Origin of the sequence: Roseixanthobacter psychrophilus, from assembly GCF_043195195.1 — a bacterium.
Classification (GTDB): Bacteria; Pseudomonadota; Alphaproteobacteria; order Rhizobiales; family Xanthobacteraceae; genus NCEH01.
Map to the genome: position 1 here is coordinate 75,157 of NZ_JBAFWT010000021.1, position 20,305 is coordinate 95,461.

The following is a 20,305-nucleotide window of genomic DNA, read 5'->3' on the forward strand; positions in this document are numbered from 1 at the left end:
CGCGTCATGCTCCTCATCTCCTGTCCCTATTGCGGCGCGCGGCCGGAAATCGAATTCCACTGCGGCGGCGAAGCCCATATCGCCCGGCCGGAAAATCCTGCCGCCCTCAGCGATGCCGAATGGGCGGAGTATCTCTTCATCCGCAAAAGCCCGAAGGGCTTGCATGCGGAACGCTGGCTGCATTCCCATGGCTGCGGCCGCTGGTTCAACGCGGTGCGCAACACGGTGAGCGACAGCATCCTCGCCACCTACAAGATGGGCGCGCCGAGGCCCGATATCGCGGCGGATACGCCCGCGCAGGGAGGCAAGTGATGGTCCAGTCTCATCGCCTTCCCAAGGGCGGCCGGGTGGACCGTGCCCGCCCGCTCACCTTCGCCTTCAACGGCCGCACGGTGGAAGGATATGCCGGCGACACGGTGGCCTCCGCGCTGCTCGCCAATGGCATCACGCTGGTGGGCCGCTCGTTCAAATATCACCGCCCGCGCGGCATCCTCACCCATGGCGCGGACGAGCCGAACGCCTTGCTCAGCGTCGATCGCGGCACCGGGCGCGTGGACCCGAACAACCGCGCCACCGTCGTGGAAGCCACCGCTGGCCTGAAGCTCGCCTCACAGAACCATTGGCCCTCGCTGGAACATGATATCGGCGCGGTGAACGACCTTGTCTCGCCGGTACTGGTGGCGGGCTTCTACTACAAGACCTTCATGTGGCCGCGGTCCTTCTGGGACAAAGTCTATGAGCCGCGAATCCGCGCCGCCGCCGGCCTTGGCGTCGCGCCCGATCTGCCGGACGCGGATCGCTACGTCCACCGCAACGCCCATTGCGACGTGCTGGTGGTGGGCGCCGGGCCTGCCGGCCTTGCGGCCGCGCTTGCCGCCAGCGAAGGCGATGCGCGGGTGATCCTCGCCGACGAACAGGCGGAGATGGGCGGCAGCCTGCTGCACGAGGCCAGCGCCACCATCGACGGTGTCTCGGCCGCCGAATGGGTGGCGCAGGCGTTGAAGGCGCTGGCCACCCGCCCGAACGTGACCTTGCTGCCGCGCACCACCACGTTCGGCTATTACAACCACAATCACGTCGTGCTCACCGAGCGCGTCACCGACCATCTCGCGCAGCCCGACGCCAAGCTGCCGCGCGAGCGGCTCTGGCAGGTGCGCGCCAAACAGGTGGTGATCGCCACCGGCGCCCACGAGCGCCCCCTCACCTTCGCCGACAATGATCGCCCCGGCATCATGCTGGCCGAGAGCGTGCGGGTGTTCATCAATCGCTACGGCGTCGCGCCGGGCCGGCGGATCGTGTTCGCCACCAATGGCGCCAGCGCCTATCGCGCTGCGGCGGACGCCAAGGCGGCGGGGCTCGACGTAACGCTGGTGGATCTCCGCACCAATGCGGAGATCGGCCCGGAACGCGCGCTCATCACGGGCATCCCGCTGCTCGCCGGCCACACCATCGTCGGCGCCACGGGCGGCAAGGCGCTGACGGGGCTGATCGTGGCCCCGGTGGATTCCGCCGGCAAGGTGGGCGCGCGGCGCACCTTGCCGTGCGAGTGCGCGGCTGTCTCCGGCGGCTGGACGCCGAGCGTGCACCTGTTCTCCCAATCGCGCGGCAAGCTGGCCTTCCGCGACGAGATCGATGCCTTCGTTCCCGGCACCTCGGTGCAGGCGGAACGCTCGGCCGGCGCCTGCAAAGGCATCTATGACCTCGCCCAGATCCTCGCCGAGGGCTGGGCGGCGGGGCGCGCCGCATCGGGCGCAACCGGCACCCGCACCTTCGCCGCGACGCCCGCCACCGCCACCGGCTTCAAGCCGGCCCGCGTGCTGCCCACCGACGCCGACCCCAAGAAGGTGCGTGCGTTCCTGGACTTCCAGAACGACGTCACCGCCAAGGACATCGGCCTTGCGGTGCGCGAGGGGTTCCAGAGCGTCGAGCATGTGAAGCGCTACACCACCAACGGCATGGCGACCGACCAGGGCAAGACCTCCAATATGGCGGCACTGGGTATTCTCTCCGATCTGCTGGGCAAGCCGATCCCGCAGGTGGGCACCACCACCTTCCGCCCGCCTTACACGCCGGTCACCTTCGGCGCGATCATCGGCTCGGCGCGGGGCGAATTGTTCGACCCCATCCGAAAGGCGCCGCTGCATGAGTGGGCGGCGGAGCACGGCGCGAAGTTCGAGAATGTCTCGCTCTGGCGCCGCGCCTGGTATTTCCCCAAGGCGGGAGAAGACATGCACGCGGCGGTGAACCGCGAATGCAAGGCGGTGCGCGAAGGCGTCGGCATTTTCGATGCCTCCACCCTCGGCAAGATCGAGGTGGTGGGGCCGGATGCGGCGGAATTCCTCAACCGCATCTATCCCAATGCCTGGCTGAAGCTCGAACCCGGCAAGTGCCGCTACGGTCTGATGCTGAAGGAAGACGGCTTCGTGTTCGACGACGGCGTGGTCGCCCGCCTCGCGCCGGACCGCTTCCATGTCACCACCACCACCGGCGGCGCGCCGCGCGTGCTGGCGCATATGGAAGACTATCTCCAGACCGAATGGCCGGACCTTAAGGTGTTCGCCACCTCCACCACGGAAGAATGGGCGGTGATCGCGCTCCAGGGGCCCAAGGCGCGCGATGTTCTGGCGCCCTTCGTCTCCGATATCGACCTCTCCCCCGCGGCGTTCCCGCACATGGCGATCCGCACCGGCCATATCCTGGGCGTGCCGACCCGGCTGTTCCGCGTCTCCTTCACCGGCGAGATGGGCTATGAGATCAACGTGCCGGCGGACTATGCCCGCGCGGTGTGGGAAGCGCTGTACGATTACGGCCAGCGCTTCGGCATCACGCCCTATGGCACGGAAGCCATGCACGTGCTGCGCGCAGAGCGCGGCTTCGTCATCGTCGGCCAGGAGACCGACGGCACCGTGACGCCGGACGATCTCGGCCTCGGCGGCATGGTCTCCAAACTGAAGCCGGATTTCGTCGGCAAGCGCTCGCTGGCGCGGCCCGACATGAGCGTGCCGGACCGCAAGCAATTGGTCGGCCTCGCCAGCCTCGACGGCACCACGGTGCTCGATGAGGGCGCGCAGGTGGTGGCCGACATCGCCCAGCCGGTGCCGATGAAGATGCTCGGCCACGTCACCTCCTCTTATTGGAGCGCGGCCTGCGGGCATCCCATCGCCATGGCTTTGGTGGAGGGCGGGCGCGCCCGCATGGGCGAGACGCTGCACGTCACCACGCCCGCCGGTTTCACGGCAGTGAAGGTGGGCGTGCCGGTCTTCTTCGATGCGGACGGCAAGCGCGTGAACGGCGCTGTGAATGGAGAGAGCACCCATGGCTGACACCCAGACCCTCGCCCGCCGCACCCCGGTGCTGACCCCCGCCGCCAGCGCTCGGGCGACGCAGGTGGCGCCGCTGGCGCCCGCCGCCCGGTTCTCCCTGCGCATCTGGCAAGCTGAGTCTCAACCGGCAGGCGTCCTCGCCGGCTTCGATTTCTCCGGCGCGATCAACACCTGCTCCGGCACGGCGGAGCGCTTCGCCGCCCGTCTTGGACCGGACGAATGGCTGATCGTGGCGCCGGAGACCGAGGGCGCGCAGATCCGCGCGGATCTGGAACAGGGCCTCGCCGGCCGGTTCTTCTCGCTGGTGGATGTGGGCAGCCGCAATTGCGGCATCCGCGTCTTGGGGCCGCATGCCCGCGACGTGCTCAATGCCGGGATCGCGCTCGACCTCGCCGAGGCCGCCTTCCCGGCGGGGAGCGCCACCCGCACCCTGCTCGGCAAGGCGGACGTGGTGGTGGTGCGCGCCACGCAGGAGAAGAGCTTTCAAGTCGAATGCTGGCGCTCGTTCGCGCCCTATGTATTCACCTTCCTGAACGAGGTGGCGCAGGAGTTCGACTGAACCCCCGCGCCCTTCGCTACTCTCAGAAGAAGGCCTGAATGCCGGTGATGGCCCGGCCGAGAATGAGGGCATGCACATCGTGCGTGCCCTCATAAGTGTTCACGGTCTCCAAATTCTGCGCGTGGCGCATCACGTGGTAATCCTGCTGGATGCCGTTGCCGCCGTGCATGTCGCGGGCGACGCGGGCGATATCGAGCGCCTTGCCGCAATTGTTGCGCTTCATGATGGAAATCATGTCCGGCGCCATCTGGCCTTCGTCGAACAGCCGGCCCACCCGCAGCGAGCCCTGAAGGCCGAGCGCGATTTCGGTCATCATGTCCGCCAGCTTCTTCTGCACCAATTGGGTGGCCGCCAGCGGCCGGCCGAACTGCTTGCGGTCCAGCGTGTATTGCCGCGCCCGGGCCAGGCAATCCTCCGCCGCCCCGAGCACGCCCCAGGAAATGCCGTAGCGCGCCCGGTTGAGGCAGCCGAACGGCCCCTTCAGGCCGGAGACGTTGGGCAGCAGGGCGTCCTCGCCCACCTCGACGCCCTCCATGACGATCTCGCCGGTGATGGAGGCGCGCAGCGAGAGCTTGCCGCCGATCTTCGGGGCAGAGAGCCCCTTCATGCCCTTTTCCAGCACGAAGCCGCGAATCTCATTGCCGTGGGCCTCGGACTTCGCCCACACCACGAACACGTCGGCGATGGGGGCGTTTGAAATCCAGGTCTTCGTGCCGGTGAGGCGATAGCCGCCGTCGATCTTCACCGCCTTGGTCTTCATCCCGGCGGGGTCGGAGCCGGCATCGGGCTCGGTCAGGCCGAAGCAACCGACATAATCCCCCATGGCCAGCTTGGGCAGGTATTTGCGCCGCTGGGCCTCATCGCCATAGGCGAAGATCGGATACATGACGAGGGAGGATTGCACGCTCATCATGGAGCGATAACCGCTGTCCACCCGCTCCACTTCCCGCGCCACCAGGCCATACGACACGTAGGAAGCTCCGGCGCCGCCGTATTCCTCTGGAACCGTGACGCCGAGCAGGCCCAGTTCGCCCATCTCGCTGAAGATCGAACGGTCGGTCTTCTCGCTCGCATAGGCCTCGATCACGCGCGGCGCGAGCTTGTCCTGCGCATAAGCGTTAGCGGTATCGCGGATCAGCCGCTCGTCCTCGCTCAACTGATCGTTGAAGCGGAAGGGGTCGGACCAGTCGAACGCCGCGGGCTTGGCGTGGGGAGCGGAATGAACCGGCGACGCATGTGACATGACAACCTCCCAGATGCGGCCGCGCGGGCCGACAGTTCGTTTTAGCGGATCGCGCCGCGCCTATGCCTTACGCCCGTTCGATCATCGCCATGGCCTGGCGTGCCACGTCCAGCACGCGCAGGCTGAGTTCATCTTCCCGCGCCGCGATTTCATCAAGATCGAACCAGCGCGCCTCGGTTGCATCATCGGCCGCCAATCCCTCGCCGCTGCGCCAATGGCAGAGCACCGCGACCAGCACATAATGATGCAGGATGTCTCCATCCACGGATCGGTCCAGCGCGTCGAGGGCGCACAGCGACACACCCGCCCGCGCGGCGACGCCGGTTTCCTCAAGCAGTTCGCGCACCGCGGCTTCCGCGACGGTCTCGCCCCATTCGATCCGGCCGCCGGGAAAACCCCAAAGCCCCTGGTCCGGCGGATTGGCGCGCCGCACCAGCAGCACCCGCCCGCCGCGCGCCACCACCGCCAGCGCACCGCAACCGGGTCGACGCACGCGCTCCATCACAATTGCTCCGCCACCAGATCGGCCGCGGCCACCACGCGATTGCGCCCCAGGCGCTTCGCCTCATAGAGGGCGGCGTCCACGGCCGCGAGCAGGGCGTCCGGCGAACTGGGGAAGAGCGGGACGGCGGCCGCCGCGCCGAAACTCGCCGTCAGTCGCCGCGCGGGCACGCCGGGGTGCTCGATGGCGAGCGCGGCGATCAGGCGACGCACGTCCTCGGCAAATTCCACAGCTCCGTCAAGGTCGGTATCCGGCAGCAGCACCACGAACTCTTCCCCGCCATAGCGCGCCGCCAGAAACCGGGTGCCGGCGGTGGCGGCGGACAGCATGCGGGCGACGCTGCGCAATGCGTCGTCGCCCGCGAGATGCCCGCGCGCGTCGTTGAACAGCTTGAAATGGTCGACATCCGCCATCACCAGGGCCAGCGGCCGCCGCAGGTCGCCGGCGCGCACCCAATCCTCCGACAATTGCACGTCGAAGGTGCGCCGGTTGGCAAGCCCGGTCAGCCCGTCCATGCGCGCCAGCGCCGCAAGCCTGCCGTTCTGGCTGCGCAATTCCTCGGTGCGCTCGGACAAGCGCCGGTTCATCTCGCCGAACGCCGCCACCAGCGGCTGGAACTCCTCCACCCGGACCTGCCCGATGGAATCCGCCTCTTCCCGGCCCACTGCGACGATATCCAGCGCCAATTGCTGCACCGGCTCCACCACCAGCTTGTCCGCCGCATACCAGGCCAGGATGATCAAGCTCACCACGCCGGCAAGCAGAGCAAAGAAAACGGTGAACATGCGCTGGTCGATCGCGGCGATGACCGCCGAACTGTCGCTGCCCACGAGCACCCGCATATTGGTGCCCGGCAGCCGCGCATAAGCGAAATAGCGCTCGGTCTCGTCGAACCCGACGGCCTGCAGCTCTCCCTCGGTGCCGGCCATGATGCGCGCGAAAAACGGATGGTCCCGGACGTTCACACCCACGAGGTTCGTGCTGGCGGGATACTGCGCCAGGATCGTGCCGCCGCCGTCGACCACGCTGACGGTGACGCCGTCGTCGACACCGGATTGCGCCGCGACCCGGGACATCCATTGCAGGTCCAGTCCCACCGCGGCGAGCGCGACGGGATCTCCGTGGTCGTCGCGCTCGGCCTCCGCGACCACCAGTGCCGAGCGCCCGGTGTTGCGCGCAGTCAGCAGCGCGCTGATGACCGGCTGCGGCGTCTTCAAGGCGGCCTGCACATAATCGCGGTCGGAAATGTCGGCGCCCAGCAGCGCCCGGGAGCTGGCGCACACCACCCGCCCCGCCGCATCCGCGATCAAGGCGCCTTGAATTCCCACCGCCTCGTTGTTGAGGCGACGCAGGAATTGCTCGCAATGCTCGGGTTCCTGGATCAAGGCCGTCGCCTGGCGACTCAGCGTCTGCACCACGGCCTGAGCGGCCCCCACCGTCTCGCGCTGCGCCAGGGCGGCGGATTGGGCGACATTGTGCAGCTTGCTATAGATGCGCTCGACCTGTTCCTGGCGGCTGACCAGGAGGGCATAGGTGCGCTCGGCGGAAATCGGCAATGCGACCAGCAAGATCAGATACGCGAGCCGCCGCCTGATGCTGACATTGCGTCGCCGGGGCCGAACCCAAAATCCGTGCGCTTGATCGGCCATGAATGTCCAGCATCTCGCCCGCACGCCAAAATGCGGACACCTCCAGCCTTTCTTCTAGCGCTATATTTCGACAAAAGGGAGCCACACAAAATGGCCCGCACCGCTGGATGCAAAGGATTTTTGCCCGTGCCCGACCTGGAAAACGACAATCCGGCGCAATGCCTTACCCAGGTGCGGGCGGAGCTGGAGTTGGCCTGCCGTGAAGCCGGCCGCGCGGCCGATGACGTGCATCTGATCGCGGTATCCAAGACCTTTTTCGCCCCCGACATCATTCCGGTGATCGATGCCGGCCAGCGGGTGTTCGGCGAGAACCGGGTGCAGGAGGCGCGCGAGAAGTGGCCGGAGCTGAAGGCCCGGGCGCCGGGGATCGCGCTGCACCTTATCGGTCCGCTGCAATCCAACAAGACGCGCGAGGCCGTGGAGACGTTCGACGCGATCCACACCGTGGATCGCCCCAAGATCGCGCGCGCCTTGGCCGAGGAAATGGCCCGCCAGGGTCGCCGCCTGCCGGTGTTCGTGCAAGTAAACACCGGAGCCGAGCCGCAAAAGGCCGGCATTCTGCCGCAGGCAGCCGACGCCTTCATCGCCCAATGCCGCGACGCCTGCGGCCTGCAGGTGGAGGGATTGATGTGCATTCCGCCCGTAGAGGACGTGCCGGCGCCGCATTTCGCCCTGCTCGCGCAGATCGCCGCGCGCAACGGGCTGCGCGGCCTCTCCATGGGCATGAGCGCCGACTTCGCGGTGGCGATCCATCAGGGCGCGACCCATGTTCGGATCGGTAGCGCCATCTTCGGCCACCGCCCCCGCTCGCCCGCCTGATGGCAACGGCCGCTGAAGATCGATCGTCGGTCCTTCCTCCATGGCCGCGCGGCGTTTGAACACACCCCTCTCGGCACCGGTCAAGGACCGGGGCCGTCGGGGTGGTCGCCGGAAAGTGCGCGCGAGCGGGCCATGGTTCGGGACAGCTCGCCTCCGCCATAGCTCATCGCGCCCACAGGTCGTGCGTCCCGCCGGCGTTTCGGCTCCAGCCTGGGGATGACCCACATATGCCTGCAGGAAGGGCTTGATGGCCGCCCAGTTCGCAGCTATACGGAGCCCCTTCCGCGCAGCTCCCATCGTCTAGCGGTCTAGGACGTCGCCCTCTCACGGCGAAAACAGGGGTTCGATTCCCCTTGGGAGCGCCATTACCCATACAAATCAATGGGTTGAACGGGCTCTTTGCGGCTGGGCAATATACGCGAAGCGTCTTCCGCATTCATCTTGCGGAGCACGTTACTGTCAGCCGCTTCTGACTGGCGGCACGCGTATAGCGATCCACAATCTGGCTCGTCACACGGCCCCTCCCCGACATGATTTCTCGATCCGCGCAGCCCGCTTGTCAGTCTCCCGCCGCAAGGCGTGCATCCAGGCTGGGGGCATGGTCGGCTTCACCTCCGGAACGGCCGAAAGCCGCGCGTCCGGGCCCGCTCAGCAGGCCTCGCTTGGGGGGGCATCGATGCTGCCGTGATAGATCGCATCGATCTGTGCCATGTCGATATCGCCGGCCGGCGCGTCCAGCACCACCTGACCGGCGCGCAGGGCGACGATCCGGTCGGCATAGCGCCGGGCAAGGTCGGTCTGGTGCAGGCTGCACAGCACCGCGATGCCCCGCTCGCGGGCGATCTCGCGCAGGACATTGAGGACATTCTCGGCCGAGGCGGGATCGAGGCTCGCCACCGGCTCGTCGGCGAGGATCAGCTTGCTCTGCTGGGCGAGGACGCGGGCGATGGCGACCCGCTGCTGCTGCCCGCCCGAGAGCGAATCCGCCCGCTGGTAGGCGCGGTCCAGCAGGCCGACCCGGTCCAACGCCGCCAGCGCGATCTGCCGGTCCGCGGACCGGAACATGCGGGCCAGCACCCGCCACGTGGGGGTATGCCCCAGCCGCCCGGCCAGCACGTTGTCGCGCGCGCTCAACCGGCCGATCAGGTTGAATTGCTGGAAGATCAGGCCGATCGAGCGCCTTTGTTCGCGCAGCGCGCCGCGGTTGAGGCTGGCGATGTCCCGTCCCATCACCCGCACCTGCCCGCCATCCACTTCCACGAGGCGCGAAATGCAGCGGAAAACGGTGCTCTTCCCGGCGCCGCTCGGCCCCAAAAGCGCCACCACTTCGCCGGGCCGGATGGTGAATTGCACATCGCGCAGCGCCTGCGCCGTGCCGTACATCTTCGAGACGCCCACCAGCTCCAGGGCCGGCGGACCCTGCTCGCGGGCGGAGGGCAACGCGTCCAGGGCCGCGCCGCGCAGGGAGGGCGGGAGCGCGGCGGTCATGCGAGCCTCCGGCGCAGCCACGCGCTGAGCTGGTCGATGGCGGTGACCATGATCAGCATGATGACCGTCACCGTCAGCAGCTTCGGGAAATCCAGGAGGTCGATGGCGGCCTTGATCTCGATGCCGATGCCGCCGGCACCGACGATGCCGAGGATGGTCGAGGTGCGCACATTGGCCTCCCACATATAAAGGGAGATCGACGCGAGATTGGGCAGCGCCGAAGGCAGCAAGGCATAAGAGATGATCTTGGTGCGGTTGGCGCCGGTCATGGCGGCCGCTTCAAGGGGCGCGCGCGGCAAGGTCTCGATCACTTCGCTGTTGAGCTTGGCGATCACGCCCACCGAATGAACGATCATGCCGAGCACGCCGGCGAACGGCCCGAGCCCCACCGCCGCCACGAACAGCAGCGCGAACACCACGGTATCGACGCCCCGGCAGCAATTCACCAGCCAGCGGATCGGCAAGGCGATGAGCGGCGAGGGGGTCACGTTGCGGGCGATGAACACCGAGAGCGGAAACCCGAACACGGTGGCGAAGGTGGTTCCCACGGTCGCGATCGCCACCGTCTCCGCCGCCCGCAGCCAATAGACGTCGAGGTCGGCAAGATAGGGCGGCCAGGATTTGGCCGCCCATTGCAGCAGGCGCGGCACGCCCGTAATCAGCCGCGCCGGATCGAATTCCGAGAGCCAGAGGCAGGCGACGAAGAACGCAGCCAACCCAAGGCAGAGGCCGATGCGGGCCAGCGAGCGGGGGGCGGCCAGGCTCTCCGGCTGTTCGACATAGACCCCGCCCGGATTTCGGACGGGCGGCACGCGCTTTTGGTCCCACATGGATCTGGTCCCGGCCAAGGAGGATGGCGGCTATTTCAGCACGCCGAGGTCGCGTCCCATTTTTTCAAGGACGGCATAGGGTTCATAGGTGGTGGAGATGAAGCCGGTATAGGGCTTCGGCAGAAGCTTCAGCTCTTCCGGCGTCAAGGAATTGAAGGCGGCCTGGAGCTTCTTGGCGAGCTCGGGATCGAGGCCCTGGCGCACCACGATGCATTCGTTGGGCAGCGGCTGCGATTCCCACACCACCTCATTGGCGTCGGCGGTCATCAGGCCGTTGCGGATCATGGTGTTGCGGTGAATATCCCAGCCCGTGGCGAGATCCACCTGCCCGTTGATGGTGGCCATCTGCGCCGCGGCGGCGGAAGCGCCCTCGGCATAGGGCTTGAAGAATTGCTTGGGCTCGATGCCCTGCGACTTGAAGTAATGGGTGGGCACCATCCAGCCGGTGGTCGAGCCGGTGTCGAGCATCTGCATCGACATGCCCTTGGCGTCGTCGGGGAATTTCGCGATCTTCAACCCCGGCCGGGCGACGATCAGGCCCTTATAATAGGGCTTGCCGTCCACCAGCATCATATTGATGACCTCGACGCCGCCATTGATCTTGGCCAGCACATAGCCCCACGGCCCCATCTGGGCCATGTCGATCTGGCCGCTGCTGATGGCGATGGAAATGCCGGCCCAGTCGTTGGCGACCGTGAGCTGCAAATCGACCCCCGCGCGGTCGCAGACGATCTTATAGATCGGCTCCCACACCTTCTTGGTCTCGGCCTGGGTCGGCTGGGAGGGCGCAAGGCCGACCTTGATGAGCGGGCGGGTTTGCGCGCGCAGGATCGCGGGTGCGGCGAGCATCGCCGCGGCCGTGATGAGAAACATCCGACGGCTGGTCATTCTCAGTCCCCTTCGATGCAATGCCAAAGGCGTCGAGGCTGCGGAAAAGCACCTCTCATCCCCACTTTACCCCCTGGATGATGAAAATTCAGTGACACAAATTATTAATTGAGTAAAACTCAAATTATGGGCAAAAATCGCCGCAGGTGCTTATTTCCAAGGACATTCGGCGCGAGAATGAAGAAAACTCAGGTGTTAGACGGCGAGGAAATGCAGGACTCACAACGTGACATCGGCCCGGACGTCGTGGGCCGCGATGCCGACATCGACGGCTTGCAGGCCGCCCGAACGGCCCTTGCCCAGGCGCGCGGGCTCCTCATCGACCTCGACGGCACGCTGATGCACGCCCACCGCGTCCTGCCCGGCGCGCGCGATCTCATCCGCCGCCACGGCCGCAGATCCATGGTCCTGTCGAACAATTCGTCAGATACCTGCGCGACGCTCAGCCAGCGGCTGCGCGTCGCCGGCATGGAAATTCCCGCCGGCCGCATCATTCTCGCCGGCGTGGAGACCATCGCGCTCACGGCCCGGCGCTGGCCTGGCGCCCGCGTGCTCCTGTGCGCCGCGCCGGTTCTGCAAGCGGCGGCGGCGGAGGCCGGGCTTTGCCTGACGCGGGAGCGGGCGGAGGTGGTGATCATCGCCCGGGACGAACAGTTCGACTATGCCGCCTTGAGCGCGGCCGCGAACGCCGTCAGCCGGGGCGCCGCCTTCGTCGTGACCAATCCCGACGGCGCGCACCCAGGTCCGGGGCGCCTGCGGGTTCCCGAGACCGGCGCCCTCGCCGCCGCGGTCGCCGCCGCCGCCGGGCGGCAGCCCGACCTGGTGGTCGGAAAGCCCTCGCCCGGCCTGTTCCAGACTGCACTGGCAAAGCTCGGCCTTACCGCCGACCAGGCACTGATGATCGGCGACAATCCCGCCACCGACGGGCGCGGCGCAAGCGCCCTCGGCATGCCCGCCTGCATCCTCGACGACACGCTCACTTTGCCGCGCCTGCTGGCGGCGTGAGCCCCGAGCCGATGCGGGTCTAAGGCGCGCGCGGGCGCTTGGTGCCGATGACCTCGTAGGATTTCTGGATCGCCTCCAGCGATTCCTTCCATCGCAGCAGGGCCAGCCGCGCGTACAGGATGTCGATCACCACCATCTGCGCGATGCGGCTCGACAGCGCTTCCATGCGGAAGCGGGTTTCCTGGGACGAGGTGTAGAGCACCACCTCGCAATGCTCCTGCAGCGGCGATTTGCCGAAGTTGGTGATGCAGATGGTCCGCGCGCCCGCTTCGCGCGCGATCCGCGTGGATTCCAGCGTCTCCTGGGTCCGTCCGGAATGGGAGATGGTCACCGTCGCCACGTTGGGGCCGGTGAAGGCGGCGCTCACCGCCTGCACATGGGCATCGGTGACGCATTTCGTGGACAGCCCCAATTGCAGGAACCGATAGGCCGCATCCTCGGCAATGGGGGCGGCGGTGCCGACGCCGTAGAACTCGATGCGCTGCGCCACCAGCATGAGCGCTGCGGCGCGGTCGATGGCCGCCACATCCAGCACCTTCGCGGTATCCTCGATCGCCAGCATATGGCTCGCGGCGATTTTCGCCACCACATCGGCGGCCCCGTCGCCGGGCACGATCGCCTCATGGAGCAAGGCCCGGGACGCCGCCATTTCCTTGGCGATGGCGATCTTCAACTGGGGAAATCCGGCGGCCCCGATATGCCGGCACAGGCCGATCACCGACCCCTCGCTGGCATTGCTCGCCTCGGCCACCTCGTTCACGGACATATCAAGGATCAGGGCGGGATTTTCCACCAGATAGGCCGCGATGCGCCGGGCCGCGGGGGGCAATTCCTCCAGCGACGCCTTCAGCTTGGCAAGCGGAAACTCCATTACGCGCACCCATGCTGCTGATTGATTGAGCGCCATTCATACTAACACGCCGCCCCTCCCGGCTACCCCCCGCCGCGGCAAATCGGGCGAAGAGATCGGGCGCCACGGCCATGCATGTCAGCCCATCGTCTTCATACGCTCAAATGCTCGTTTTTCATGCTTTCCGGCCAGTAAATTGAATATTATTCGAATAATATCTTACATGTTTTGAATTTCTTCCCATTTTAAGATAAAGTATTTGAAGGATTTTATTTCATGCCCTCTTTCTTGAAGCAGAAGGCCATAGCGTTTGCTCACCCATTCGAGATGCGCGGGATCGAGGGCGTGCAGGCGGCCGGAAATTATATCGTCGAAACCGAAAGCGAACGGATTGCGGGCATGGACGCGGCCTACCGGCTGGTGGCGACCAAGCTGCACTTTCCGGCGGACCCGGCCTCGCGCACGGCCGGCCGGATCGTCCCGGTCAACCAGACCGATGTCGACGCGGCCCTGCTGAAGGACCGCGACCAAACGGTGTGATGCCGCACCCTCGGCAAAATCGGAGCATGGGCGGAATTCACAATGGCGCTTAATTTTCCCAATCTCAGCCGCTCCCTCGACATGGCGCGCAATTGCGTCTGCTTCTGGGGCTACGACGGCGCGTTCGAAGTCGCCTTCCAGGTGGAAACAGGGGCGTTGCGCCGGATTAAATCCGACGTGCAGGAGGATGAGATTTCCTTGCTGCGGGTGTTCGACGGCAACCGCGTGCGGATCCAGAAGGCCGCCAGCAGCGCCTATTCCAAGCGCCGCCTGAGCCATTACCGCCTGTCTGCTGCGGACTTCTGAAAGCCCGCCGGCAGCGCCTCAGCCAACCATCAGGCGCATCAGGTCCGCGATCTTGATGGTGGCGAAATTCGAGAACGTATCCGAGACCGCATAGGGCAGGATGATCTGATCCTTGTGCCGCATCGCGCCGCACGTATAGACGACATTGGGCACATAGCCCTCGCGCTCGGAAGGTTCCGGCCGCACCAGCGGCTCGCGGGCCCGCGCGAGCACCCGGGACGGGTCCGTCTTGTCGAGCAGCACCGCCCCGATGGCATATTTGCGCACCGGGCCGACCCCATGGGTCAGAAGCAGCCAGCCCTCGTCGAGTTCGATCGGCGATCCGCAATTGCCGATCTGCACGAACTCCCAGGGAAACTTCGGCTTCAGGATCAATTGCCCGCCGTCCCAGGAATAGAGATCGTCGGACTTGATGAGATACAAATTCTCATTGTCCTGCCGCCCCACCATGGCGAAATGGCCGTCGATCTTGCGCGGAAACAGGGCCATGCCCTTGTTGCGCGCCGCGCTGCCCCGCAGCGGCGTGAGGCGGAACGAGGCAAAATCCTGCGTTTCCAGGAGTTCCGAACGGATCGACCGGCCGCTGTAGGCGGTATAGGTGGCGTAATAGGTCCGCTGGCCCTCGTGTTCGAACTCGACGAAACGGGCATCCTCGATCCCGTTGGACTGGGCCTCGGTGACGGGGAAAATCACCCGCTCGCTGATGTCCTCCTCCGGCCCGAACAGAACCTCCACATGCTCGCCATCGGGCCCGGAGATCCGCGCGCGGATGGTGGGCGTGGAGGCGAGGCGCACCGTCGGGTCCACGCTGACGCTGCCATTGGCGGAAATGGTTCCGGCCCGGAAGGTGAGGGAGGAGATATGCCCTTCCCCGACCGCGCGCAGGCTGAGGATGAACCGCCGCCCGCCCTCCGGCGCCCCCGACTGGTCGGGATGGGCAACGATGCTCGGATTGAACAGGGCGGAGGCTTCAAAGGAATATTCGTGGAGAAAATAGGCGCCCACCAGACGCCGCTGGACGGCGCTGAAGGTGTCGTGCGCGGCGAGCGCCTCTTCCATCTCCTCGGCCCGGGCCTCGAAGGTCGCCAGCAGATTGCGATGCCGCCCCTGGAAATTCTCCAGCACCTCGGCGAGCTGGCTCTCGGCGGTGGCGGTGTCGAGCGCCAGGACCCGGTCGACGATATGGTTCGCCCGTGTCTTGTCGGTGGGGTTGAAGTCGCGCGGTTCGGTCGCCGGCTTGAAGGGCCGCACGACCACGCGCGCGGGATCCGGGCGCAGGTAGGCTGCCTGCCGGTTCAGAAACATAGGGTGGGACACGACGGCCTCGGTTCGGTTGATGGTTCGCTTCGTGCGATCAGGCGCTCAGGGCGCGAAACGAGGCTGCCTGCGTCTGCTCGCCGCGCATCTGGGCGAGTTGCCTGATCTCTATCACGCTCAGCGCGAACGACACCACGGATTCACCGCCCCGGTTCTCATTCGGCCGGTCGCGATGCAAGCCGTCGCGGCAACTGCCGGTCTCGATATCCACCAGCGAGACGGACAGATCGTTGCTGCCGTAGAACCAGGCGAAGGCCCGCTCCGCATCCTCGCGCCACACCGGATCGCCGTCCGCCTCCCATGCCGCAAGGCACGCGGAGATGGCGGCGGTCGCCTCGACCGGCTGCTGGTCGAAGGCTTCCGGCATCATCCGCACGTCCGCGAACCCTTCGGTCCCCACCGGCCGGAACACCCCGGTCGGCGCGGTCTGCAGCGTCATCAGCCAGCGCAGCGCGCGCAGGCCTGCCTCGACATAATCAGGCGCGCCGCAAGACACGCCGGTGAGGATCAGCGCCTGGGGCAAGCGGGCATTGTCGTAGGACAGCCCCTCCTCGAACCACACCCAGTCCTTGGTTTCCACGGCCGCCATCAGGGCCATCAGCCGGTCGGCCAGCACCAGCCGCATGCGCTTTGCCTCCGCATCCTCCGGGTGGGCGGCGCAATAGGCGTCCAGGCCGAGCAAGGTGAACGCCCAGGCGCGCGGCGAGGAGAAGCCCTCGACTCGCCCGAGCGCCTCGCCGAACAAGGCGGTCGCCCAGTTCCGCCGGGATCGATCCCCGTCCGTCTGCGCGCAGATGCCGAGCGCCCATAAGGTCCGCCCATGGCTGTCCTCCGAGCCGCGATCTTCGAGCCAGCGGCGATCGAAGCTCATGAAATTGCGAAACAGCCGCAGGTCCGGATTCCAGGCGTGCTGCACGAACGCCGCGAAGCGGGCCGTCACCCCCTCCGGCAACCCCGCCTCGCCGGCGGCGGTGAGCGCGCAGGCGAGCAAAAGGGCGCGGGCATTGTCGTCCACGCAATAGCCGTGCGCCCGGTCGGGCACCGAATGCACCGCATGCTGGTACAGGCCGGTATCGTCGCACATGGACAGAAAATGGCTGAGCTGAAGATGGGGCACGGGCGGACGCGCCTGGGCGGACGCGCCATTCGCCCGGCGGGCGATCACATCCAGCCGATGGCCGCGACGCGCGCTTTCGAACGTGGCGATATAGCGTTCGGCGGTCCGCGCCCAGGTCATGGACCGGCTGGCGGCATAGGCCCGCTGGCGCATGGCCTCGCGCCGCACGTCATCGGTGAGCAGATCGGCGATCTCCGCGCCGATGGCGGGGGAATCGCCGAACGGGACCAGCACGCCCCGCCCGGCCCCCAGAAGCTCCCGCGCATGCCAATAGGGCGTGGAGACCACCGCCTTCCCCAGGCCGAAGCTATAGGCCAGGGTCCCGGAGGTCATCTGCGCCTCGTTCAGATAGGGCGTCACATAGACATCGCACATGGAGATGAAGTCGAGCAGCGTCGGCTGGTCGACGAACTGGTCGAGAAACACCACGTGCCCCGCGATCCCCAGCGCGTCCGCGCGCGCCACGAGGCTTTCCCGATAGGCTTCGCCCTGGGTGCGAACGAGATTGGGATGGGTCGCGCCAAGCACCACATAGACCGCATCCGGCCGCCGCTTGAGGATCTCCGGCATGGCATCGATCATCACCTCGATCCCCTTGTTGGGAGACAGCAGGCCGAAGGTGAGGATCACGGAACGCCCGGTGAACCCGCGCCTTGCCTTCGCCGCGCACGGCTCGACGAAGGGGAAGTCGGGAATGCCGTGGGGGATGATCTCGATCTTGTCCGCCGGAACGCGATAGACCGTGAGCAGCAGGTCGCGCCCCTTCTCGGCCATGACGACGAGCTTCGTCGAGGCGGCGACGATGCGCTCCATCACCCGCCGCTGCGCCGCATTGGGCTCCGCCAGAACGGTGTGCAGGGTGGTCACGACGGGCATGTTCAGGCGCGACAGCAGCGCCACGACATAGGCCCCCGCCTCCCCGCCGAAAATGCCGAATTCGTGCTGCACACAGACCACGTCGACCTTGGCGCGGTTCAAGGCGTCGGCGGCGCGGATATAGTCCTCGATCTTGTCATCGTTGATCTGGATCGTCACGGCGGCGGGATAATCATAGGCTTGGCCATGATCGTTCATGGCGACGATGGACGTGCTGATCCGCGCCGGTGCGGCGGCGATGGCGGTCTGCAGGTCGGTGGTGAAGGTGGCGATGCCGCAGCGGCGCGGCAGGGAATTGCCAATGAAGGCGACATGCTTGACGTGGGTCACGGGCGCATCTCCGGGGCGCGGAGGGAGGTATCCGCTGAAAGAGGGGACTTGAGGAAAGCGGCGATCGGATCGCCCGTCCCCGCCGAGAATTGCGCGGGTTCGGCGATCAGCAGGTCCGCTCGGGGCACGCGCGCGGCATAGGCCAGCAGTATCCGCGCGCCATCGGGGCCGGCCTCGATCCGCGCGCGTTCCCGCTTGAGGAACACCGCGCCGCCGACCGGCGTGTCGAACCCGCCGATCCTGGCGCTGCCGTCGAGCATCAGCGCCCAGGTCTCGTCCTCGGCATCCAGCGACCAGGACGCCGCCGCATCGAGGTCGATCCGCTCGAGGACGAAATAGGGCATGGCCGCGAGCAAGGTGCGGCCGTTGCCGAGCGCGCGGGGCGCCGCTTGCGGGCGCAGCGCTTCGAAATGCGTCGCGGCCACCGCCTGGGCGGCATGCAGCTCGCGGGCGCGGCCATAATCGAAGAGGCGGAAGGTCACGTCGCTGCGCTGCTGGATTTCGGCGATCACGAGACCCGCGCCGATGGCGTGGATGGTTCCGGCGGGGACGCACACCACGTCGCCCCGGCGCACATCGCGCCACTGGATCTTGTCGGCGACCGAATGGTCCTCGATGGCGCTGCGCAATTGCGGCGGCGAGAGGGGGACCTTCAGGCCGATCGCCACCTGGGCGCCGGGGGTCGCGGACAGGACGTACCAGGCTTCGGTCTTGCCGTGCGGCTCGCCGAGGGCGCGCGCGAAGGCATCGTCCGGGTGGACCTGGATCGACAAAGGCTGGGTGGTGAACAGCAATTTGAGCAGCAAGGCGGACGCGGGCGCCTGCGCATCGGCGCGCTCGAACCAGAGTTCGCCCACCGCGCCTTCGGCCACGGGGACGGTGCACCACGGCAGCAGGTCAGTGCTGCCCCATGGCTTGCGAACGACGCGCACGTTGGCCTGTTCGATCGCCATGACAGTCTCCTGGATCGCGCCGCTGAGATCGGGACGATCTGAGACCGGACAACCGTTCCCGTTCACGCGGAATGCGTGGCCGGTCCTCCTCGGCGGCGCTGCGTGTTCAGCGGCGCTGCTTGTTCTAGTGGCGTTGTTTGGGCGCCTCGGAGGGAATGTCGCCGGTGACATCCACATGGGCCGCGTCGCTTTCGAGACGCAGTTCCTTGTCGGAAAAAGTCAGGTTCAGAAGGCGCCCGTCGTCGGTCAGCAATTGAACCACGCGGCGGCCGAACACGCCGCGCAAGGTCGCCGGCGAAAGCCGCACCTCCCCGCAACTGGTGATGCCGACCGAGGCATTGAAATAGCTGTCGAAGTCATAGGCTGCCCGGCCGATTTCCTGTCCGTCCAGCCGCAACACGCCCTCACCCTCTACACCGCCAATATAGCGCATGATAATTTCTCCATTACGCACCGATCCGCCACGCATCTCCGTTCGGAGACCGTCATTCTGCAGATACAATGGCGATCACTTTAAAAATGAGCGTATTTTCAAGTATGAATACTTGAAATATATCGTATTCTGCGCCGCGACTGAAAGCGTGCGGCGCGGGCTTGCAAATCTTCCAAGGCCGAGCGAGTCCCGAAGACGGCTGCGCGGTCAGAAAAATGCGGGCACCAAGCCAAATCACCAAGCCAAGTTGGGCCGTGTCGGGCGGACCGTTCAACCGCACCGCTCGCCCGGATCGCCCGGCGCTCTTCCGCGCCCTCCAACGGCCATCCGAAATCTGCTCTTTTACCGGCTTGCCTTTCATATATGGGCCTGCGCAACGAAATCGCAAGAGAGAATTCGGCAACCCATTCGAATTTATCCCGCACCACCCACAAAATCGAAGAAAATTACTTCACATCTACAAGGAACTTTCTTGATTTCATGAAATCATGGAATGCGATTACAGCTAAGTCGACGATTTCGCGGAACAATTTTGGATTAACTGAAAGGTTCCAGTGCACGCACATGCCATAACGCCGCACCGAGACGAGAACGAAAAAGGACTGGCATGACGTGTGGATGCTTGGCTGATGAAACCGTACCTGGGGGATCGCAGGATCCATTATCCGGACAGGTCAGCACCTGGGGCGCTTAGACACTTAGGGGTTTAAAAACTCGGGCGTTTAAAAACTTGGGCGCTCAAACACCGGACCGTTCAAGACTCCAAGCACACACGCTCTGCACGAAGTCTTCCACTCGTTCCGGCGCGGGAAACATTCATTCGACATAAAATAAAAGTGAATGTAGTGTCATCATCGTCAAGTTTTCGAGTTTGCGCGAACGGGCTTTCCCGTGTGCCGCCGGAAAATCCATGATGACAAAATTCACGACCTCAAGATTCACGACGGCCCGGGCGAATACAGCCATCCTGGCGATCCTTATCGCGGTGCTCTTGCTGGTCAGCGCCGCCGTGTGGGAACGCTTTACCGCCGCCCGACTGGCGCGCCAGTGGTCGCAACATAGCTATCTGGTCCTCAACACGATCCAGAATCTCGGCCTCACGATCCGCGGCGCCGAGGCGGCGCAGCGCGGCTATCTCCTGACCGGCGATGATACCTATCTGCAGCCCTATGTCGGTGTTGCCGGGCGTGCCTTTGCAATCGAGAGCGAATTGAAACAGCTCGTGGCGGGAGATGCCGAGGCTGAACTGCGCCTCGCTTCCCTCTCCCCGCTCCTGC

19 protein-coding genes and 1 tRNA gene are annotated in these 20,305 nt (G+C 66.0%); 9 read left to right on the plus strand and 11 right to left on the minus strand.

Annotation, left to right across the window (positions count from 1 at the left end; translation table 11 throughout):
- Positions 1-6 precede the first annotated feature (6 nt).
- From V5F77_RS17915 to V5F77_RS17925, 3 genes are read left to right on the plus strand one after another with little or no spacing between them, the layout of a single operon-like run.
- Complete coding sequence (locus V5F77_RS17915) at positions 7-312, plus strand: sarcosine oxidase subunit delta (RefSeq protein WP_429006702.1); 306 nt, start codon at positions 7-9, stop codon at positions 310-312.
- Entirely contained in the window at positions 312-3,323 is a 3,012-nt protein-coding gene (locus tag V5F77_RS17920; protein ID WP_429006703.1) for a sarcosine oxidase subunit alpha family protein, read from the plus strand. The genes V5F77_RS17915 and V5F77_RS17920 overlap by 1 nt, the downstream gene beginning before the upstream one ends.
- Positions 3,316-3,882, plus strand: a complete 567-nt coding sequence (locus V5F77_RS17925; protein ID WP_429006704.1) for a sarcosine oxidase subunit gamma — start codon at positions 3,316-3,318, stop codon at positions 3,880-3,882. The genes V5F77_RS17920 and V5F77_RS17925 overlap by 8 nt, the downstream gene beginning before the upstream one ends.
- A gap of 22 nt (positions 3,883-3,904) precedes the next feature.
- Here the strand turns inward: V5F77_RS17925 and V5F77_RS17930 are convergent, their stop codons facing one another.
- The 3 genes from V5F77_RS17930 to V5F77_RS17940 all read right to left on the minus strand — a co-directional run bounded on the left by V5F77_RS17930 (position 3,905) and on the right by V5F77_RS17940 (position 7,276).
- The gene (locus V5F77_RS17930; RefSeq protein WP_429006705.1) at positions 3,905-5,125 is read right to left on the minus strand and encodes an acyl-CoA dehydrogenase; all 1,221 of its coding nucleotides are present in this window, start codon (positions 5,123-5,125) and stop codon (positions 3,905-3,907) included.
- 67 nt (positions 5,126-5,192) lie between these two features.
- Complete coding sequence (locus V5F77_RS17935; RefSeq protein WP_429006706.1) at positions 5,193-5,627, minus strand: NUDIX hydrolase; 435 nt, start codon at positions 5,625-5,627, stop codon at positions 5,193-5,195.
- Complete coding sequence (locus V5F77_RS17940) at positions 5,627-7,276, minus strand: sensor domain-containing diguanylate cyclase (protein WP_429006707.1); 1,650 nt, start codon at positions 7,274-7,276, stop codon at positions 5,627-5,629. Before V5F77_RS17940 ends, V5F77_RS17935 begins: the two co-directional genes overlap by 1 nt.
- A 126-nt stretch (positions 7,277-7,402) precedes the next feature.
- On the opposite strand from V5F77_RS17940, the gene V5F77_RS17945 reads away from it, so the two are divergent.
- Both V5F77_RS17945 and V5F77_RS17950 read left to right on the plus strand, forming a co-directional pair.
- Positions 7,403-8,095, plus strand: a complete 693-nt coding sequence (locus tag V5F77_RS17945; protein ID WP_429006708.1) for a YggS family pyridoxal phosphate-dependent enzyme — start codon at positions 7,403-7,405, stop codon at positions 8,093-8,095.
- Positions 8,096-8,384: 289 nt separating this feature from the next.
- Positions 8,385-8,460: transfer RNA gene (locus V5F77_RS17950), tRNA-Glu, on the plus strand.
- Between the two features lie 283 nt (positions 8,461-8,743).
- On the opposite strand, the gene phnC is transcribed toward V5F77_RS17950, so the two are convergent.
- The 3 genes from phnC to phnD are packed head-to-tail and all read right to left on the minus strand — an operon-like array spanning position 8,744 to position 11,301.
- On the minus strand, positions 8,744-9,583 hold the full coding sequence (gene phnC, locus V5F77_RS17955) for a phosphonate ABC transporter ATP-binding protein (protein ID WP_429006709.1): 840 nt from the start codon (positions 9,581-9,583) through the stop codon (positions 8,744-8,746).
- Positions 9,580-10,413, minus strand: coding sequence for a phosphonate ABC transporter, permease protein PhnE (gene phnE, locus V5F77_RS17960; protein ID WP_429006710.1), 834 nt, complete (start codon positions 10,411-10,413; stop codon positions 9,580-9,582). Before phnE ends, phnC begins: the two co-directional genes overlap by 4 nt.
- Positions 10,414-10,443: 30 nt before the next feature.
- Entirely contained in the window at positions 10,444-11,301 is an 858-nt protein-coding gene (gene phnD, locus V5F77_RS17965; protein ID WP_429006711.1) for a phosphate/phosphite/phosphonate ABC transporter substrate-binding protein, read from the minus strand.
- A gap of 210 nt (positions 11,302-11,511) precedes the next feature.
- Here phnD and V5F77_RS17970 point away from each other — a divergent pair, with 210 nt between their 5' ends.
- Positions 11,512-12,306 (plus strand): HAD-IIA family hydrolase, encoded by a 795-nt coding sequence (locus tag V5F77_RS17970; RefSeq protein WP_429006712.1) that lies wholly within the window; start codon positions 11,512-11,514, stop codon positions 12,304-12,306.
- 19 nt (positions 12,307-12,325) lie between these two features.
- Here V5F77_RS17970 and V5F77_RS17975 read toward each other — a convergent pair whose 3' ends face one another.
- Positions 12,326-13,177, minus strand: a complete 852-nt coding sequence (locus V5F77_RS17975) for a MurR/RpiR family transcriptional regulator (protein ID WP_429006713.1) — start codon at positions 13,175-13,177, stop codon at positions 12,326-12,328.
- A gap of 255 nt (positions 13,178-13,432) precedes the next feature.
- On the opposite strand from V5F77_RS17975, the gene V5F77_RS17980 reads away from it, so the two are divergent.
- Positions 13,433-13,696 carry a hypothetical protein gene (locus V5F77_RS17980; protein WP_429006714.1) on the plus strand — a complete coding sequence of 88 codons (264 nt, stop codon included), beginning with the start codon at positions 13,433-13,435 and terminating at the stop codon, positions 13,694-13,696.
- 42 nt (positions 13,697-13,738) lie between these two features.
- Positions 13,739-14,002: a DUF1488 family protein gene (locus V5F77_RS17985; RefSeq protein ID WP_429006715.1), complete on the plus strand. Its 264-nt coding sequence runs from the start codon at positions 13,739-13,741 to the stop codon at positions 14,000-14,002.
- 18 nt (positions 14,003-14,020) lie between these two features.
- On the opposite strand, the gene V5F77_RS17990 is transcribed toward V5F77_RS17985, so the two are convergent.
- From V5F77_RS17990 to V5F77_RS18005, 4 genes are all read right to left on the minus strand, one after another.
- A complete protein-coding gene (locus V5F77_RS17990; protein ID WP_429006716.1) occupies positions 14,021-15,319 on the minus strand; it encodes a glycoside hydrolase family 130 protein in 1,299 nt (432 codons plus the stop codon).
- A gap of 37 nt (positions 15,320-15,356) precedes the next feature.
- Complete coding sequence (locus V5F77_RS17995) at positions 15,357-17,642, minus strand: glycosyltransferase family 4 protein (protein WP_429006717.1); 2,286 nt, start codon at positions 17,640-17,642, stop codon at positions 15,357-15,359.
- The gene (locus V5F77_RS18000) at positions 17,639-18,595 is read right to left on the minus strand and encodes a class I mannose-6-phosphate isomerase (RefSeq protein WP_429006718.1); all 957 of its coding nucleotides are present in this window, start codon (positions 18,593-18,595) and stop codon (positions 17,639-17,641) included. Before V5F77_RS18000 ends, V5F77_RS17995 begins: the two co-directional genes overlap by 4 nt.
- Positions 18,596-18,719: 124 nt before the next feature.
- Positions 18,720-19,028 (minus strand): hypothetical protein, encoded by a 309-nt coding sequence (locus tag V5F77_RS18005; protein WP_429006719.1) that lies wholly within the window; start codon positions 19,026-19,028, stop codon positions 18,720-18,722.
- Between the two features lie 910 nt (positions 19,029-19,938).
- Between V5F77_RS18005 and V5F77_RS18010 the strand changes: the two genes are divergently transcribed.
- On the plus strand, positions 19,939-20,305 hold a 367-nt coding region (locus V5F77_RS18010), incomplete at its 3' end, for a CHASE3 domain-containing protein (protein ID WP_429006720.1).